Raw genomic sequence first — 16,548 nt, 5'->3', positions numbered from 1 at the left:
GCCGTCCCCCCCCGCGCGCCCGCCCCCCCCGGCCCCACCGGGGCGGGGGCCCCCGCCGGGGGGGGCGGGGCGGCGCGCCCCCCCCCGCGGCCCCCCCCCTCGACGTGGCGGGGCCGGATCAGCCGGCGTGCGGCACGACCTTGACGATCTTCACCATGGCCGGCTTGCCGTTCGGCAGCTCGTAGCTGGCCTCGTCGCCGATCTGCTTGCCGTCGATCGCGCGGCCCAGCGGGGACTGCGGGGAGTAGACGTCCAGGGTGTCGGAGCCGGCGACCTCGCGGGAGGCGAGCAGGAACTCCATGAGGTCGTCCTCGTCACCGTCGAAGGCGACCGTGACGACCATGCCCGGGGCCACCACGCCCGAGTCGGCCGGGGCCTCGCCGACCTTGGCACGCTCCAGCAGCTGGGTCAGCTGGCGGATGCGCAGCTCGTACTTGCCCTGCTCCTCCTTCGCCGCGTGGTAGCCGGCGTTCTCCTTGAGGTCACCCTCCTCGCGCGCCGCCTCGATCTTCTGGGCGATCTCGATGCGCCAGGGCCCGGTCAGGTGATCCAGCTCGGCCTTGAGCTGGTCGTAGCCGGCCTGAGTGAGCCAGGTCACGTTCTCGCTGGTCTGGGTCACGGGTGCTCCTCGTAGGTGCTCGGGCTGTGCTGAGGGTGTGAGTCGTCAGCAGGGTTGGTGGTGATATCGGTCTCAACTACAAAGCAACGCCCGCTCCCGTACCATCCGGTGCGGAAGGGGCGAAACCACGAGCGTAACAAGTCCTGCCGACAAGCGGGAGAGGCGCCGACGCGCCATTGACGGTGGCGTTACGCCGCGGTGTACGGGACGCGGAGCGGGACCCCTGACGGATTCCCGCTCGCCCGGTCGACTATGCGCCCTACTCGGCGGGCGTGCAGCCCAGCAGCTCGGCGGTGGTGCCGCGGGACGTGGTGCGCAGGGTTACCACGGCGTCGTAGCCGGAGCCGGCTGCCGGGACCGGGAAGTCGGCCACCCCGACCACCGAGTGGTCGTCGCCCTGCGAGCGGACCGTGCAGGTGCCGGCCTGGCCGTCGCGCTTGCTGACGGTGAGGTGGAGCTGGACCTCGGAGTCGGAGAGCACCTGGAAGGTCGGCACCGAACCGTTGATCTTCGTCTCGCGCAGCAGGTAGGAACCGCCCAGCCAGGCGATCAGACCCAGGCCCAGCACGCCGCAGACCGCGCCGACGACCTTCAGGCGGCGGTCCGACTCGCGGTCGCCGCCGCGTCCGTAGCGCCCCTCGGGGAGCCGGGCGGCGGTGGTCTCTGCGGTCATCGGACTCTGTCCTCTCCTGGGGGAGGGTCCGCGCGGGGTGATGCGGGGGAATGCGACGGACCTCCAGTCCGTCACTATAGGAGGGGCACGCCCGCGGCCGGTCCGGCGGGGGCGGGGCTCGGCCGTGTCGGCGACTTCCGCGGGCCGGCCCCGCGGCGACGCGGCCCCGGAGTGAGCGGTTCGTACGGTGGGCTGACCCGGACTTCGCGGAACGCCCGACGATGTGGAAGGAACGCAAGGCGTTGACTGAGCAGTTGCGACTGATGGCGGTGCACGCCCACCCGGACGACGAGTCCAGCAAGGGCGCGGCCACCATGGCCATGTGCGTCGAGCAGGGTGTGGACGTGCTCGTGGCCACCTGCACGGGGGGCGAGCGCGGGTCGGTCCTCAACCCCAAGCTCCAGGGGGACCCGTACATCGAGGAGAACATCCACGAGGTGCGCCGCAAGGAGATGGACGAGGCGCGGGCGATCCTCGGCGTCAAGCAGGCCTGGCTGGGCTTCGTGGACTCCGGCCTGCCCGAGGGGGACCCGCTGCCCCCGCTGCCGGAGGGCTGCTTCGCCCTGCAGGACGTCAAGGACGCGGCCGAGCCGCTGGTCCGGCTGATCCGCGAGTTCAAGCCGCAGGTCATCACGACCTACGACGAGAACGGCGGGTACCCGCACCCGGACCACATCATGACCCACAAGATCACCATGCTGGCCTTCGACGCCGCGGGTGACCCGGACGCCTACCCCGAGGCCGGCGAGCCCTGGCAGCCGCTGAAGCTCTACTACAACCACGGCTTCCCGATGGGCCGCATCCGCGCCCTGCACCAGTACCTCACCGAGCACGGCCACGAGTCGCCGTACGGCGAGTGGATCGCCGGCTGGGAGAAGAGCGGCCGCACGGAGCGCGAGATCACCACCCGCGTCCGCTGCGACGACTGGTTCGAGACCCGCGACCGCGCGCTGATCGCCCACGCGACCCAGATCGACCCCGACGGCCCGTGGTTCCGCGTGCCGCTGGAGGTCCAGCGCGAGGTCTGGCCCACCGAGGACTACGAACTCGCCCGTACCCTGGTCGACGTGGACCTGCCGGAGGACGACCTCTTCGCCGGCCTGCGCACCCCCAGCCTGGCGGCCGAGGCCGCCGACACGCGCGACTGAACCACCCCCCGATGGCCCGGCTCCCCGTGAGCCGGGCCACCATAGAGATATGAGTGCCTCCGTGAACCTCCTCCACCTCGCCGCTGACCTCGCCGTCGACGACGCCAAGGTCACCCCCGGCCTCCTCGGCTTCGTCGTCTTCGCCGCCCTCGGCGTGGCGACCTGGTTCCTGGCCAAGTCGATGAACCGGCAGTTCAAGAAGGTCGACTTCGTGGAGGAGCCGGAGGCTCCCAAGGAGTGAGTCACCGGCCCTCGCCGCCCGCCGATGCGCGAGGATGGGGGCATGCCGAACCGTCTCGCTGACGCGACCTCGCCGTACCTGCTGCAGCATGCCGAGAACCCGGTCGACTGGTGGCCCTGGGGGGTGGAGGCGTTCGAGGAGGCGCGGCGGCGCGGGGTGCCGGTGCTGCTGTCCGTCGGGTACGCCGCCTGCCACTGGTGCCACGTGATGGCGCACGAGAGCTTCGAGGACGCCGGGCTCGCCGGGTACCTGAACGAGCGGTTCGTCGCGGTCAAGGTCGACCGGGAGGAACGCCCGGACGTCGACGCCGTGTACATGGAGGCGGTTCAGGCCGCGACCGGGCAGGGCGGCTGGCCCATGACGGTCTTCCTCACGCCCGACAAGGAGCCGTTCTACTTCGGCACGTACTTCCCGCCGGAGCCCCGGCACGGGATGCCCTCCTTCCGGCAGGTGCTGGAGGGCGTGGACGCCGCCTGGCGGGACCGGCGGCAGGAGGTCGGCGAGGTCGCCGGCCGGATCCGGGCCGACCTGGCCGAACGGGCCGCCGTGTACTCGGCCGGCGCCCACAACCCGCCCGGCGAGGCGGACCTGCACCAGGCGCTGGTGACCCTCAGCCGGGACTTCGACCAGGCCCGCGGCGGCTTCGGCGGCGCGCCCAAGTTCCCGCCGGCCATGGTGGTCGAGTTCCTGCTGCGCCACCACGCCCGCACCGGCTCGGAAGCGGCACTGGAGATGGCCGTCCGCACCGGCGAGGCGATGGCCCGCGGCGGCATCCACGACCAGCTCGGCGGCGGCTTCGCCCGGTACGCGGTGGACGCCGGCTGGGTGGTGCCGCACTTCGAGAAGATGCTCTACGACAACGCCCTGCTGCTGCGCGCCTACCTGCACCTGTGGCGGGCCACCGGGTCCGCGCTCGCACGGCGGGTCGCGCTGTCCACGGCCGACTTCCTGCTGCGTGAACTCCGCACGCCCGAAGGCGCGTTCGCCTCCGCGCTGGACGCGGACAGCCTGGACGAGGAGACCGGTCAGTCCGCCGAGGGCGCCTACTACGTGTGGGAGCCCGGCCAGTTGGTCGACCTGCTCGGCCCCGCCGACGCGGCCACCGCCGCCCGGCTGTTCACCGTCACCGCCGCCGGCACCTTCGAGCACGGCACCTCCGTCCTCCAACTCCTCTCCGAGCCGGAGGACTTCGCCGAGTACGAGGCGATCCGCACCCGAATGCTCGCGGCGCGCGCCGCGCGGCCCGCGCCGGCCCGGGACGACAAGGTGGTCGCGGCCTGGAACGGTCTCGCCATCGCCGCGCTCGCCGAAACCGGCGCACTGCTGGACCGGCCCGACCTCGTCGAGGCCGCCGAGCAGGCCGGTGACCTGCTGCTCGCCGTCCACCTCACCCCCGACGGCCGGCTGCTGCGCACCTCCCGGGACGGCCGGGCCGGTGCCAACGCGGGCGTGCTGGAGGACTACGCGGACACCGCCGAGGGCTTCCTCGCGCTGTACGCCGTCACCGGCGAGGCGGAGTGGCTGCAGCTGGCCGGCGGCCTGCTCGACACCGTCCTCAAGCACTTCACCGACGAGTCCTCCGGCGCGCTCTACGACACCGCCGACGACGCCGAGGAGTTGATCCGCCGCCCGCAGGACCCGACCGACAACGCCACCCCGTCCGGCTGGACGGCCGCCGCCGGCGCCCTGCTCACCTACGCCGCCTACACCGGCTCCGGCCGGCACCGGACGGCCGCCGAGCGGGCCCTCGGCGTGGTCGGCGCGCTCGCGGGGCGGGCGCCGCGGTTCATCGGCTGGGGCCTCGCGGTGGCGGAGGCGCTGCTCGACGGGCCGCGCGAGGTCGCCGTGGTCGGCCCGGCCGGGCACCCGGCCACGGCCGCGCTGCGGCGGGCGGCGCTGCTGGGGACGGCGCCGGGCGCGGTGGTCGCGGTCGGCGCGCCGGGGGAGACCGAGGTGCCGCTGCTCGCGGACCGGCCGCTGGTCGGCGGCGCGCCGGCGGCGTACGTCTGCCGGCACTTCGCCTGTGACGCGCCGACCACCGATCCGGCGGCGCTGGCGGAGCGGCTGGGCACGGCGGTCGGGTAGCGGCCCCCGGGCGCGGTGGTCGGGCGGGCGGCGGACGGGCTCGGCAGTCGGGCTCGGCGGTCGGGCTCGGCGGTCGGATATTCGTTGGCGGGAGCGGGCGGGCCGGGGCCAACATGGGCCATGACCTGGACCTTCAGTACCTCCCTCGACGACTTCCGGGCCCGGGCGGGTGCCGTCCTCGCCGCCCGCCCCGCCGAGAACACCGTCCTGCTCACCATCGCGCACCGGCTGGCCGAGTCCGGGCTGGACGTGTTCGGAGGCCCGCCGGTCTTCGGCTGGTGGCGGGCCGAGGAGGGCGGCCCGGTCGAGGGCGCCTTCCTGCAGACGCCACCGTTCGACCCCCGGCTCTCCTTCATGCCGGAGGCCGCGGCCGCCGAACTGGCGGTCGCACTGGCCGCCGCCGGAACGGGGCTGACGACCGTGAACGGGATCGCCGGAGCCACCGACGCGGTCCGTGCCTTCGCTGCCGCGTGGACGGCGGCCACCGGCACCGAGCAGTCCGTCCGCGTCGAGGAACGGCTCTACCGGCTCGGCCGGTTGACCGATCCGCCGCGCCCGCCCGCGGGCCGGCACCGGCCGGCCGGGCCGGCCGACCGCGAGCTGGTGATCCGCTGGTACCGGGAGTTCCTGGCCGAGGCGAAGGTCGAACTGCCCGACGTGCCGAGGGCGGTGGACGAGAAGACCGCGGCCGGCGGACTGCACCTGTGGGAGGACGGGGGCGAGCCGGTCGCGCTGGCCGGCACCAGCCCGGTGCTCGTCGGGATGTCCCGCGTCGGCCCGGTCTACACGCCCGTGGAGCACCGCGGCCGCGGCTACGGCAGCGCCGTCACGGCCGCCGCCTCGGCCCACGTGCTGACCTGCGGCGCCACCGAGGTGCTGCTGTACACGGACCTGGCGAACCCGACCAGCAACTCCATCTACCAGCAGATCGGGTACCGGCCGGTGGAGGACTGCCTGATCGTCGACTTCCGGGCGCGGTAGGGGAGTCGGCCGGACGCCGGACCGGGGCCCGGCGCCGGCGGGGAAGATCAGGTCGCGGTACGGGCGTACGGGCGTACGGGCGGGCCGGCGGGCCCGGTGTCCGTGGCGCGGCGGGGGCCGAGCAGCCGGGTGAGCATTCCTCGCGCGGCTGCTTCTCCCCGCTGTAGCGGTATGGCTTCTCCCCGCTGCAGCGGAATAGAGGGGAGCGGTATAGAGGGGAGAGACGGCACGGCCGCGGCGGGGCTCACACCCCGGCGAAACCGCTCTCCAGCAGTGCGAAGGTCCGGTCGACCAGGTCCGCGACGTCCTCCCGGCGGTCGTCGGCGGCCCACTGCAGCAGGGCCTCGGTGGTGGCGGCCGCGATGGCGGCGGCGGTGACCCGCATCTCGTACGTGGGTTCCTCGACGCCGGCCCGCCGGGTGAGCGCGGTGAGGAACAGCTGCTGCGGGTTGTTGCTGCTGCGGTACACCCCGGCACGCAGCGCGGGGACCTCGGCGACCAGCCGCATCGGGGTGAACAGTCCCTCGCGCTCGTGCCGGAGCAGTTGCCGGATCAGGTCGCGCATGGCCTCCCGGCAGGAGGTGAGGAAGGGCTCGTCGGCGGGCCGTGCGAGCAGGGCGGCGATCACGGCCGGGTCGTACTCGTCCGGGAGGACCAGCTCCTCCTTGGTGGCGAAGTAGCGGAAGCAGGTGGACGGCGAGACTTCGGCGGCGGCGATCTGCTCCACGGTGGTGTTCTCGTAGCCCTGCTCGGAGATCAGCCGGTACGCCTCGCGGCGGACGGTCTGGCGGGTCTTCAGCTTCTTGCGCTCGCGCAACGACAGCGGCGCCTCCGGCATCGCCCGGACCGGGTTGGTCGGGACGTCCGGACGGGCCGCGGTCGGTTGCTGGGGCGTCATGACTCCCGCCAATGTGGCGATGGTGTGATCACTTGCCTACTCGTCGTGATGTGTCATGGAAGTGCTGCTTCCACACAAGGAATTGACGCAACGTTGATCTGTCGTTCGCCGCCCGGGGGCAGTGGGGAGTGACTGTCGGTAGATACCATGTGGCAATCGGTCAGTGCTGACCGACGCGTGCCGAGAGCGGAGAAGGGGTGGGGCGGCAGGAGCCGACCACGAGCCCGGCACCGGGGAAAGGGGAGCCGAAGTGGCCGACGCGGACGACAAGCAGGCGAGTGCCCAGGTGTGGGGTGCGGCGGTGGTGGTGGCCTCCGCGCTGGCCGTGGTGGCGGCCTATCTGATCAACGGCGCCCCGCTGGTCCTGGCGGTCGCCGGGGTCGAGACCGTGCTGCTCATGGTCCACGTCGGCCGGCGCTGGCGCGCCCTGCACGGCGCCCCGGCCCCGGCCGGGCACCGTCCGCGCCGAGGCATCCCGGACGCCGCGCACTGCGAGCGCTGCCGCCGGGCCCGGGAGGCGCTGGACGCCCGGCAGGTGCGCGGGCGCTCCGCCGGCGCGGCGCGGCCGGAGCCCCCGGCGCGCGCGGCGCACCGGGAGCACGAGGCGGGCACGGCGCACCGGGAGCGCGAGGGGCACGCCGCGTACCGGGAACACGACGAGCGCAGGGAGTACGGGGCCCACCCGGGCGACGGGGCGCACCGGACCGGCGAGGCGCACGACGGGCGCGAGCGGCACCAGGACCCCGCCCCGCAGCCGGAGCCCGGCGCGGCCGACCACCCGCCGTACCCGCGCCGCCCGCAGATTCGCGCGCCGTACGAGCGGCCCTGGACGGCGGAACGGGCGGCCGCCCGGTCCGTGGACCGTTCGACCGCCCGTCGGGGTGCGCCGGGTTCAGCCGGCCGTGCTGTACGCCACCAGTGAGACGCCGACGTACTGCACGATGAACGCGCCGAGGGTGAAGGCGTGGAACACCTCGTGGAAGCCGAACCAGCGCGGTGAGGGATCGGGCCGCTTGAGCCCGTACACCACGCCGCCGATGCTGTAGAGCACCCCGCCGACGATCATCAGCACCAGGACGGCGACCCCGCCGGTGTGCAGGAAGTCCGGCAGGAAGAACGCGGCCGCCCAGCCCAGCGCGAGGTACACCGGCGTGTACAGCCAGCGTGGCGCGCCGACCCAGAACACCCGGAACGCGATGCCGGCGAGCGCGCCGCCCCAGACCGCCCAGAGCAGCAGCTGCTGGTCCGCGCCCTTGAGCAGCAGCATCGTGAACGGCGTGTAGGTGCCCGCGATGATCAGGAAGATGTTCGCGTGGTCCAGCCGGCGCAGGACGGCGTCTCCGCGCGGGCCCCAGTCGAAGCGGTGGTACACCGCGCTGACCCCGAACAGCAGCCAGGCGCTGACCGAGTAGATCGCGCAGGCGATCTTGGCGGGCGTGGAGTCGGCCAGGCAGATCAGCACGATCCCGGCGGCGACGGTGGCGGGGAACATGCCGGCGTGCAGCCAGCCGCGCCACTTCGGCTTGCTCTCCCCGCTCTCGGCGGGGCCCTCCGCGAGGCGCTCGGCGAGCGCAGCAGCAGTCATGCGCAGCATGCTACCCGCTACCTACGGATCCGTAGGTTACTGACGCGTAGGAAGTGGTGATCATCACTCTTGGACGTTTTGGAGTATTCGGGGTGTGGCGCCGCGCACTCCGTCCGGGACGCGAGTGACCTGTTACTGGCTGGTAATCATACTGACTGTAGTAAAAGATGCGTCAATTTCGCCGCTTCGGGGCGTTGGAGGCTTGAGGCCGGAGCTACGCTGCAAGCACCCTCAGACCCCCGCTACGCCGTCTCTTCGCCGAGATGGCGTGAAACGGAGCGATCGTGTCGTACGAGATCTCTGCTCTCAGCGCATCCGCGCCCACCCGCCACAAGCAGCTGCTCGCTTGGGTGAGCGAGATCGCCGAGCTCACCCAGCCGGACCGCATCGAGTGGTGCGACGGTTCCGAGGCGGAGTACCACCGCCTCGCGGACCTGCTGGTGGCTCAGGGCACCTTCAAGAAGCTCGACGAGGAGAAGCGCCCCAACTCCTACTACGCCGCCTCGGACCCGACGGACGTCGCGCGCGTGGAGGACCGCACCTACATCTGCTCCGAGCAGGAGAAGGACGCCGGACCGACCAACAACTGGAAGGCCCCCGCCGAGATGCGGGAGGTGTTCCAGGGCGAGCAGGGTCTCTTCCGCGGCGCGATGAAGGGCCGCACGATGTACGTCGTGCCCTTCTCGATGGGCCCGGTCGGCTCCCCGCTGGCCGCGTACGGCGTCGAGATCACCGACTCCGCCTACGTCGCCGTGTCGATGCGCGTGATGACCCGCATGGGCCAGGCCGTGCTGGACCAGCTGGGCGAGGACGGCGACTTCGTCAAGGCCGTGCACACCGTCGGCGCCCCGCTCGCCGAGGGCGAGGCCGACGTGGCGTGGCCGTGCAACAGCACCAAGTACATCTCGCACTTCCCGGAGACCAAGGAGATCTGGTCGTTCGGCTCGGGCTACGGCGGCAACGCCCTGCTCGGCAAGAAGTGCTACGCGCTGCGCATCGCCTCGACCATGGCCCGCGACGAGGGCTGGCTGGCCGAGCACATGCTCATCCTGAAGCTCACCCCGCCGGCCGGTTCCGAGGGCGGCACCGAGCCCAAGTACGTCGCGGCCGCCTTCCCGTCGGCCTGCGGCAAGACCAACCTGGCCATGCTCCAGCCGACCGTTCCGGGCTGGAAGGTCGAGACGATCGGCGACGACATCGCCTGGATGCGCTTCGGCGCCGACGGCCGCCTGTACGCCATCAACCCCGAGGCCGGCTTCTTCGGCGTCGCCCCCGGCACCGGCGTGGACACCAACGCCAACGCCATCGAGACCCTCTGGGGCAACACCGTCTTCACCAACGTCGCCCTCACCGACGACGGCGACGTGTGGTGGGAGGGCCTCACCGAGGAGCCCCCGGCGCACCTGACCGACTGGCGCGGCAACGACTGGACCCCCGAGTCCGGCACCCCGGCCGCCCACCCGAACGCCCGCTTCGCCGTCCCGGCCGCGCAGTGCCCGACCATCGCCCCCGAGTGGGAGGACCCGGCGGGCGTGCCGATCTCGGCGATCCTGTTCGGCGGCCGCCGCGCCACCGCCGTCCCGCTGGTGACCGAGTCCTTCGACTGGCAGCACGGCGTCTTCCTCGGCGCCAACATCGCCTCCGAGAAGACCGCCGCCGCCGAGGGCACCGTCGGCGAGCTGCGTCGCGACCCGTTCGCGATGCTGCCGTTCTGCGGCTACAACATGGGCGACTACTTCGCCCACTGGCTGAAGGTCGGTGCCCAGGCGGACGCCGCCAAGCTGCCGAAGATCTACTACGTCAACTGGTTCCGCAAGAACGCCGAGGGCAAGTTCGTCTGGCCCGGCTACGGCGAGAACAGCCGCGTGCTCAAGTGGATCGTCGAGCGCCTGGACGGCACCGGCGAGGGCGTCGAGACCCCGATCGGCGTGCTGCCGACGGTCGAGGGCTTCGACCTCGGTGACCTGAAGCTGTCCCAGGAGGACCTCGACCTGCTCTTCACCGTGGACGCCGACATCTGGCGCCAGGAGGCCGCGCTCGTGCCGGCCCACCTGGAGACCTTCGGCGAGCACACCCCGAAGGAGCTGTGGGACGAGTACCGGAGCCTCGTCGCGCGCCTCGGCTGAGCCTGAGCCTCTACCGAGCGAGAGGCGGCCGCCCGGCACGAACCGGGCGCCCGCCGATGCGACAGGACGGCCGGAGTTCCGCCGGACGATCTTTCCCCGACCAAGGAGATCGTCCGGACCGGGACTCCGGCCGTAGTGTTTTTCCGGGCCTCGCCGTCAGAGCCGGGTGATGGCGGTGATCCACGCCTGGTTGCCCTGGGGGACACCGGTCGTGGACCCCTGCCACTGGCGGGCCGGGGCGCCGTTGTCGGTGCGCCAGTCGGCGATCTCCAGGAGGTCGGCCGAGTTGAGGTTGGCCAGGCCGAGCTCGTTGTGCGCGCCGATCGAGCCGGCGTAGTTCCAGTGCTGGTTCCAGCCGCCGGTGCAGTCCCACTGGCGGGCCTCGGCGCCGTTGTCCCGGCTCCAGTCGGCGATCTCCAGGCACTTGCCGGAGTTGCGGTTCACCAGGCGGAAGCCGCCGCTGTCGGGGACGTAGTCCCACCGCTGGTTGGCGCCGCCGGTGCAGTCCCACTGGCGGGCCGGGGCGCCGTTGTCGGTGCTCCAGTCGGCGATCTCCAGGCACTTGCCGGAGTTGGCGTTCACGACGGTGCTCGACGTCGGAATGCGGAAGCCACCGCCGGCGGCGGCGGCGGGCGTGGCCGGCAGGGCGGTGGTCAGCGCGATGGCGGCGCCGACGGCGGCCGCGGCGGCGCGGGCGGGGGTGAGCGGAATGCGGATGGTCAAGACGGACCGGTCCCTTGCGGAGGAGTGGGGGCAGGGGAGCGGACCCTTCCGGGCGGTCGCGCGCTCCGGTGTCCGCGTCGGCCCGGGCCCCGGCACACCGCCGACCGGCCCGTCCCCCCTACGGCCCGGAGAGGAACCCGGGCCGCCGACGCGCCGGAATCCTACGGTCCGGTCGGTGGCCCGTGGTTAAAGGGGAGGTCAAGGTTGGGCGTAGCCGGAGAGGAATTCGCCGATCCGGGTCACGGCGTCGGTGATCTCCTCGGGGCGGGGCAGGGTGACCAGCCGGAAGTGGTCCGGCTCGGGCCAGTTGAAGCCGGTGCCCTGGACCAGCAGGATGCGCTGGGAGCGCAGCAGGTCCAGGACCATCTGGGCGTCGTCCTTGATCTTGTAGACCTTCGGGTCCAGCCGCGGGAACGCGTACAGGGCGCCCTTGGGCTTGACGCAGCTGACACCGGGGATCTCGTTGAGCAGCCGGTGCGCGGCGTCGCGCGAGGCGAGCAGGCGTCCGCCGGGGAGCACCAGGTCGCGGATCGACTGCCGGCCGCCGAGCGCGGCGGCCACCGCGTGCTGGGCGGGCATGTTGGCACACAGCCGCATCGAGGCGAGCACGGTGAGGCCCTCGATGTAGCTGCGGGCCCTGGCCCGTTCGCCGGACAGCACCATCCAGCCGGAGCGGAAGCCGGCGACGCGGTACGCCTTGGAGAGCCCGTTGAAGGTGACGCAGAAGAGGTCCGGGGCCAGGGTCGCCAGCGGGACGTGCTCGGCGTCGTCGTAGAGGATCTTGTCGTAGATCTCGTCGGCGTAGACCACCAGGTCGTGCCGGCGGGCGATCTCGACGATGCCCTCCAGTACCTCGCGGGGGTAGACCGCGCCGGTCGGGTTGTTCGGGTTGATCACCACGATGGCCCTGGTCCGGTCGGTGACCTTGGCCTCGATGTCGGCGAGGTCCGGGTACCACTCGGACTGCTCGTCGCAGCGGTAGTGCACCGCGGTGCCGCCGGCCAGCGAGACGGAGGCCGTCCACAGCGGGTAGTCCGGGGCCGGGACGAGGACTTCGTCGCCGTCGTCCAGCAGGGCGGTCATGGCCAGCTGGATCAGCTCGGAGACGCCGTTGCCGAGGAAGACGTCGTCGACGGAGAGGCCGTGCAGCCCGCGGTCCTCGTAGTGCATGACCACCGCGCGGCGGGCGGACAGCAGGCCCTTGGAGTCGCCGTACCCGTGCGCGTTCGCGAGGTTGCGCAGGATGTCCTGGAGGATCTCCGGGGGCGCCTCGAAGCCGAACGTGGCCGGGTTGCCGGTGTTGAGCTTGAGGATGCGGTGGCCCTGCTCCTCCAGCCGCATCGCCTCGTCGAGCACCGGGCCGCGGATGTCGTAGCAGACGTTGGCGAGCTTGCTGGACTGGATGACCTGCATGCCTGCCTACTTTAGGGGTACGGAGGACCCCTTCGGCGGGACTCCGGGAAGGTGGTCCGCAGGGCCGGAGAGTCCTCCTTGGATCGGCAGGCGGGGGCGTCGGCAGGCCTTCCAATGGGGGAGCCCGGTGTCCGGAATGCCCGCGTATGCGAGGAGCGCGGGCGGGCCGCGCTCCGGAACGAGACGGACGGCACACCGCACGCCGCATCCGCCGCGCCGGACGGCGCCCCGCCCGGCGCGGCAGGATGGGGCCGGTGCGTCGATCGAGGAGGGGGTGCGCCGGTGGTGCCGGTCGTGGTCGCGGCGGTACTGGTCGGTCTCCTGGCGGCTCCGCCGCTGCGCGGACTGGTCGCCCGGTTCGCGGTGCCGGAGGGCGAACCCTGGTGTGCGGCCTGTCCGTCGTGCGGGCGCGACGTGCGCCTGCTGCCGCCCACCGGACGCTGCCCGGGCTGCCGGGAGCGGTTGGGCGCGGGCGCGTGGTCGGTGGAGACGGTCGCGGCGGCCGCCGCCGCCGCGGTGGCGTACGCGGCGGACGGGCCGGCGGCCGCGGCACTGGGCTGGGCGGCCGCGCTCGGGGTGGCGCTCGGTTTCGTCGACGCGCGGGTGCGCCGACTGCCGTACCGGCTGACCCTGCCGCTGCTCGGCGGGGTGGCCGCGCTGTTGGCGGTGGCCGCGCTGGTCGACGGACGCCCCGGGGCGCTGCTGCGCTGTCTGCTGGTGGCGCTCGCGGTCGGCGCGGTGCTCGAACTGGCCGTCTGGGCCGGGGCCCTGGGGCCGGGTGACTCCCCGCTGGGGCTCGCGCTGGGCGGACTGCTCGGCTGGTACGGCTGGTCGGTGGCGCTCGGCGGACTGTTCGCCGCCGCGGTGCTGGCCGGCCTCTGGGCGGTGCTGCGGGCCGCCGCCGCCCTGGTCCGTCGGCGCTCGGTGCGCGGACTCGACGTCCCGGTGGGGCCGTTCCTGCTGCTCGGCGCGCTCACGGCGGTGCTGGCCAGGTAGCGCGAGCGCCCGCCCGGCGCCTCGCGGCGGGGACGGAACGCGGAAGGGCCCGCCGTACCGGAGCGGTACGACGGGCCCCGCCGCCGACGCGCGGGCCCCACCCTCAAGGAGCTGCGCGCCGGGGGAAGGAGGGTCCTCAGGGCATCTTGTGGACGAACGGGCCCACGGCGTTGGAGAACGCGTTGCCGTTGTTGGCGTCCCAGTTGGTCGACCAGGTCATCGCGCCGCGGATGGTGGGCCACTTGGCCGGCGGCACGAAGCTGCCGCAGTTGTTTCCGGTGGCCAGGCAGTCCAGCGCGTTGTTCACCACGGTCGGCGAGACGTAGCCGCCGCCCGCGGCCTTGGCCGAGGCCGGGACGCCGATGCCGACCTGGTCCGGCCGCAGGCCGCCCTGGATGTGGGTGCAGACCTGCGAGGTGATGAAGTCGATGGTGCCCTGGTTGTAGACCTTGCCGTCGCAGCCGTTCATGCCGCCCGAGTTGTAGAACTGGGTGTTGACGACGGTCAGGATGTCCTTGGTCCTCAGCGCGAGCTGGAAGTAGGCGCCGGCGGTGCTGTACATCCCGATGGTCTCGGGCGCCATGGTCAGGACGAAGCCGGGGCCGACCTTGGCCTGCAGGGAGTGCAGCGCGTCGCCGAGCGGACCGGCCTGGACGCCGTTCTCCAGGTCGACGTCGATGCCGTCGAAGCCGTAGTCCTTGATGATCGCGTAGGCGCTGTCGGCGAAGTTGGCGCCGGCGGTGGCGTCCCCGACGGTGATCGCGCCGTTCTGGCCGCCGATGGAGAGGACGACCTTCTTGCCGGCCGCCTGCTTGGCCTTGACGTCGGCGCGGAACTGGGCGTCGGTGTAGCCGCCGAGCGCCCTGGACAGGCCCGGGTCCAGGGTGAAGCTGATCGCGCCGGTCCGGGTCGGCACGGCGTCGGCGAAGGAGACCGCGATGATGTCGTACGCGTTCTGGACGTCGCTCAGGCGCTGCGGGGTCGAGTTGTTGTCGAAGTTCTGCCAGTAGCCGGTGACGGCGTGCGCCGGCAGGCCGGTGGCCGGCGGGGTGGTGCCGGTCGGGGTGGCAGTGGGCGTCGCGGTGGGGGTCGGGGTCGCGGTGGGGGTCGGGGTTGCCGTGCCGGTGGGCGTGGCGGTGGTCGTCGCAGTCGGCGTGGGGGTGGGCGTGGCGGTCGCGGTCGGCGACGGGGTGCCGGTGCCGCCGGGCCCCAGCAGGGCGACGTCGTCGGCGAGGTAGGCGCTCTGGCCGTACCAGCCGTGCAGGTAGACGGTGACGCTGGTGGCGTTCGCCCCGGTGGTGAAGGTGGTGGACAGCTGGTTCCAGCCGTTCTGGTTCGACCAGGCGGACGGGTCGGTGCCGCCGGTGCCGCGTGCGCCGAGGTAGACGTACGGGCCCTGGACCCAGGCGCTCAGCGTGTAGCTGGTGTTGGGCAGCACGCTGATGGTCTGGGAGCACTCGGCGGTGTCGCCCGCGCCCGGGGTGGCCTGCAGCGCGCCGGTGCCGGAGTGGACCGGAGCGGAGACGGTGGTCGCCGCGCCGGCGCAGCTCCAGCCACCGAGCCCGCCGTCGAAGCCGCCGTTGGTGACCAGGTTGCCGACCGCCGCGCCGGCGCCGCCGGCGAAGAGGGCGAGGCCGCCGCCGGCCAGGGCGAGGACGGTGGCGCCGGCCGCGACGGCCGGGAGGGGGCTGCGCCGGCGCTTGTGCGCGGGCTGCTTCAGCGTACGGGCCATGGGGTGACGCTCCTGGGGGAGGAGCGGCCGCCGCGGTGGGGGGCGCGGCGGCCGCGTGTGGGGGAGGGGAGGTCAGGGATGAGCCTGGGGGAGACGGAGTGGAGGGTCGTTCCGTCCGGAATCAAAAGCTGGACTAGACCATTGCGGGTCGTCAAGCAGGGAACCGAGGGCTTACGGTTCCGTTAAGGATTCGGAGACCGTTCCGTGTCCGCACCGCCGAGGCCCGTCGAGGCCCGCCGACGCCCGCCCCGCGGTCCGGGGCCGGCCCCGTACGACCCCTGCGCGACCTCCGGCACGCCCGTCGCGACAGACTTCGTACAGGACCGTGACCAGACCGCTACCTGCGGCTTTACCGTGCGCCTGCGCGCCGGAGTAGGCTGCGCCGGGGCGGTGACGCACCAGCTGAACGAGCACGGAGGGGTCCGGGAACATGGGTCTGCGCGATGTCGCCGAACGGACGCCGGGGCTGCGCACCCTGCTGGGCGGGATGTACGGGCTCTACGGCCGCCGGGTCGAGGTCCACCTGGCCCGCACCCCGCACCACATCGGCGTGATCCTGGACGGCAACCGCCGCTGGGCCAAGGCCGCGGGCGGGTCCACCGCGTACGGACACCAGCGCGGCGCCGACAAGATCAGCGAGTTCCTCGGCTGGTGCGACGAGACCCACGTCAAGGTCGTCACCCTCTGGATGCTCTCCACCGACAACCTGGACCGCCCGGCCGACGAGCTGGTCCCGCTGCTCGGCATCATCGAGGACGCCGTCACCGGCCTGGCCGCCGCCCGCCGCTGGCGGGTCCACCCGGTCGGCGCGCTGGACCTGCTCCCACAGCACACCGCCGACGTTCTCAAGCGCGCCGCCGACGAGACCGCCGACATCGACGGCATCACGGTCAACGTCGCGGTCGGCTACGGCGGCCGGCACGAGATCGCCGACGCCGTCCGCTCGCTGCTCCAGGAGCAGGCCGGACGCGGCACCTCGATCGAGGAACTGGCCGAGGTCCTGACCGTCGAGCACATCTCCGAGCACCTCTACACCCGCAACCAGCCCGACCCGGACCTGATCATCCGCACCTCGGGCGAGCAGCGGCTGTCCGGTTTCCTGCTCTGGCAGAGCGCGCACAGCGAGTTCTACTTCTGCGAGGCGTACTGGCCGGCCTTCCGCAAGGTCGACTTCCTGCGCGCCCTGCGCGCCTTCGAGCAGCGCCACCGGCGGCTGGGCCTGTAGTCCCGGCCCCCCGGGCCGGTGGGACCGGGGTCCCGTCGGCCGGTCCGCGGTGAAGTGACCGCCGTAGGGCTGGAGTACCCGGCCCCGGGGCGAGGCCAAACGT

15 protein-coding genes are annotated in these 16,548 nt (G+C 72.9%); 8 read left to right on the top strand and 7 right to left on the bottom strand.

Annotated features, from left to right (window positions below; all coding sequences use genetic code 11):
- Positions 1-118: 118 nt before the first annotated feature.
- The gene (greA, locus tag ACFV0O_RS32910; protein ID WP_360260863.1) at positions 119-619 is read right to left on the bottom strand and encodes a transcription elongation factor GreA; all 501 of its coding nucleotides are present in this window, start codon (positions 617-619) and stop codon (positions 119-121) included.
- A gap of 259 nt (positions 620-878) precedes the next feature.
- Positions 879-1,292, bottom strand: coding sequence for a DUF4307 domain-containing protein (locus ACFV0O_RS32905; protein WP_380347420.1), 414 nt, complete (start codon positions 1,290-1,292; stop codon positions 879-881).
- A gap of 242 nt (positions 1,293-1,534) precedes the next feature.
- On the opposite strand from ACFV0O_RS32905, the gene mca reads away from it, so the two are divergent.
- The 4 genes from mca to ACFV0O_RS32885 all read left to right on the top strand — a co-directional run bounded on the left by mca (position 1,535) and on the right by ACFV0O_RS32885 (position 5,747).
- The gene (mca, locus tag ACFV0O_RS32900) at positions 1,535-2,440 is read left to right on the top strand and encodes a mycothiol conjugate amidase Mca (RefSeq protein ID WP_380347419.1); all 906 of its coding nucleotides are present in this window, start codon (positions 1,535-1,537) and stop codon (positions 2,438-2,440) included.
- A gap of 49 nt (positions 2,441-2,489) precedes the next feature.
- Positions 2,490-2,681 carry a hypothetical protein gene (locus ACFV0O_RS32895; RefSeq protein ID WP_380347418.1) on the top strand — a complete coding sequence of 64 codons (192 nt, stop codon included), beginning with the start codon at positions 2,490-2,492 and terminating at the stop codon, positions 2,679-2,681.
- Between the two features lie 42 nt (positions 2,682-2,723).
- Complete coding sequence (locus ACFV0O_RS32890) at positions 2,724-4,766, top strand: thioredoxin domain-containing protein (protein WP_380347417.1); 2,043 nt, start codon at positions 2,724-2,726, stop codon at positions 4,764-4,766.
- A gap of 120 nt (positions 4,767-4,886) precedes the next feature.
- On the top strand, positions 4,887-5,747 hold the full coding sequence (locus tag ACFV0O_RS32885) for a GNAT family N-acetyltransferase (protein ID WP_380347416.1): 861 nt from the start codon (positions 4,887-4,889) through the stop codon (positions 5,745-5,747).
- 244 nt (positions 5,748-5,991) lie between these two features.
- Here ACFV0O_RS32885 and ACFV0O_RS32880 read toward each other — a convergent pair whose 3' ends face one another.
- Positions 5,992-6,645, bottom strand: a complete 654-nt coding sequence (locus ACFV0O_RS32880; RefSeq protein ID WP_380347415.1) for a TetR/AcrR family transcriptional regulator — start codon at positions 6,643-6,645, stop codon at positions 5,992-5,994.
- 250 nt (positions 6,646-6,895) lie between these two features.
- Between ACFV0O_RS32880 and ACFV0O_RS32875 the strand changes: the two genes are divergently transcribed.
- On the top strand, positions 6,896-7,567 hold the full coding sequence (locus ACFV0O_RS32875) for a hypothetical protein (RefSeq protein WP_380347414.1): 672 nt from the start codon (positions 6,896-6,898) through the stop codon (positions 7,565-7,567).
- Here the strand turns inward: ACFV0O_RS32875 and ACFV0O_RS32870 are convergent.
- The gene (locus tag ACFV0O_RS32870) at positions 7,538-8,230 is read right to left on the bottom strand and encodes a hemolysin III family protein (protein ID WP_360260883.1); all 693 of its coding nucleotides are present in this window, start codon (positions 8,228-8,230) and stop codon (positions 7,538-7,540) included. The genes ACFV0O_RS32875 and ACFV0O_RS32870 overlap by 30 nt on opposite strands.
- A 284-nt stretch (positions 8,231-8,514) precedes the next feature.
- Between ACFV0O_RS32870 and ACFV0O_RS32865 the strand changes: the two genes are divergently transcribed.
- A complete protein-coding gene (locus ACFV0O_RS32865; RefSeq protein WP_360260885.1) occupies positions 8,515-10,356 on the top strand; it encodes a phosphoenolpyruvate carboxykinase (GTP) in 1,842 nt (613 codons plus the stop codon).
- 156 nt (positions 10,357-10,512) lie between these two features.
- Here ACFV0O_RS32865 and ACFV0O_RS32860 read toward each other — a convergent pair whose 3' ends face one another.
- Together ACFV0O_RS32860 and ACFV0O_RS32855 are read right to left on the bottom strand one after the other, a co-directional pair.
- Positions 10,513-11,079 carry an RICIN domain-containing protein gene (locus tag ACFV0O_RS32860; protein WP_380347413.1) on the bottom strand — a complete coding sequence of 189 codons (567 nt, stop codon included), beginning with the start codon at positions 11,077-11,079 and terminating at the stop codon, positions 10,513-10,515.
- A gap of 198 nt (positions 11,080-11,277) precedes the next feature.
- Positions 11,278-12,492 carry a pyridoxal phosphate-dependent aminotransferase gene (locus ACFV0O_RS32855; RefSeq protein WP_380347412.1) on the bottom strand — a complete coding sequence of 405 codons (1,215 nt, stop codon included), beginning with the start codon at positions 12,490-12,492 and terminating at the stop codon, positions 11,278-11,280.
- A 282-nt stretch (positions 12,493-12,774) separates the two neighbouring features.
- On the opposite strand from ACFV0O_RS32855, the gene ACFV0O_RS32850 reads away from it, so the two are divergent.
- Entirely contained in the window at positions 12,775-13,488 is a 714-nt protein-coding gene (locus ACFV0O_RS32850) for a prepilin peptidase (protein WP_380347411.1), read from the top strand.
- Between the two features lie 136 nt (positions 13,489-13,624).
- Here ACFV0O_RS32850 and ACFV0O_RS32845 read toward each other — a convergent pair whose 3' ends face one another.
- Positions 13,625-15,220 (bottom strand): chitinase, encoded by a 1,596-nt coding sequence (locus tag ACFV0O_RS32845; protein ID WP_380347410.1) that lies wholly within the window; start codon positions 15,218-15,220, stop codon positions 13,625-13,627.
- A 430-nt stretch (positions 15,221-15,650) separates the two neighbouring features.
- On the opposite strand from ACFV0O_RS32845, the gene ACFV0O_RS32840 reads away from it, so the two are divergent.
- A complete protein-coding gene (locus tag ACFV0O_RS32840) occupies positions 15,651-16,445 on the top strand; it encodes an isoprenyl transferase (RefSeq protein ID WP_360260896.1) in 795 nt (264 codons plus the stop codon).
- Positions 16,446-16,548 lie beyond the last annotated feature (103 nt).

It is taken from the genome of Kitasatospora sp. NPDC059577 (genome assembly GCF_042735475.1).
Taxonomy (GTDB): domain Bacteria; phylum Actinomycetota; class Actinomycetes; order Streptomycetales; family Streptomycetaceae; genus Kitasatospora.
Note: the sequence above shows the minus strand (reverse complement) of the source record. Positions and strands in the feature narration are given on the sequence as shown.

Excerpts from the sequence above, each read along its gene's own strand:
- ACFV0O_RS32855 (WP_380347412.1), bottom strand. The coding sequence starts at position 12,492 with ATGCAGGTCATCCAGTCCAGCAAGCTCGCCAACGTCTGCTACGACATC.
- ACFV0O_RS32870 (WP_360260883.1), bottom strand. The coding sequence starts at position 8,230 with ATGACTGCTGCTGCGCTCGCCGAGCGCCTCGCGGAGGGCCCCGCCGAG.
- ACFV0O_RS32880 (WP_380347415.1), bottom strand. The coding sequence starts at position 6,645 with ATGACGCCCCAGCAACCGACCGCGGCCCGTCCGGACGTCCCGACCAAC.
- ACFV0O_RS32895 (WP_380347418.1), top strand. The coding sequence starts at position 2,490 with ATGAGTGCCTCCGTGAACCTCCTCCACCTCGCCGCTGACCTCGCCGTC.
- ACFV0O_RS32845 (WP_380347410.1), bottom strand. The coding sequence starts at position 15,220 with ATGGCCCGTACGCTGAAGCAGCCCGCGCACAAGCGCCGGCGCAGCCCC.
- ACFV0O_RS32905 (WP_380347420.1), bottom strand. The coding sequence starts at position 1,292 with ATGACCGCAGAGACCACCGCCGCCCGGCTCCCCGAGGGGCGCTACGGA.
- ACFV0O_RS32890 (WP_380347417.1), top strand. The coding sequence starts at position 2,724 with ATGCCGAACCGTCTCGCTGACGCGACCTCGCCGTACCTGCTGCAGCAT.
- ACFV0O_RS32885 (WP_380347416.1), top strand. The coding sequence starts at position 4,887 with ATGACCTGGACCTTCAGTACCTCCCTCGACGACTTCCGGGCCCGGGCG.
- ACFV0O_RS32840 (WP_360260896.1), top strand. The coding sequence starts at position 15,651 with ATGGGTCTGCGCGATGTCGCCGAACGGACGCCGGGGCTGCGCACCCTG.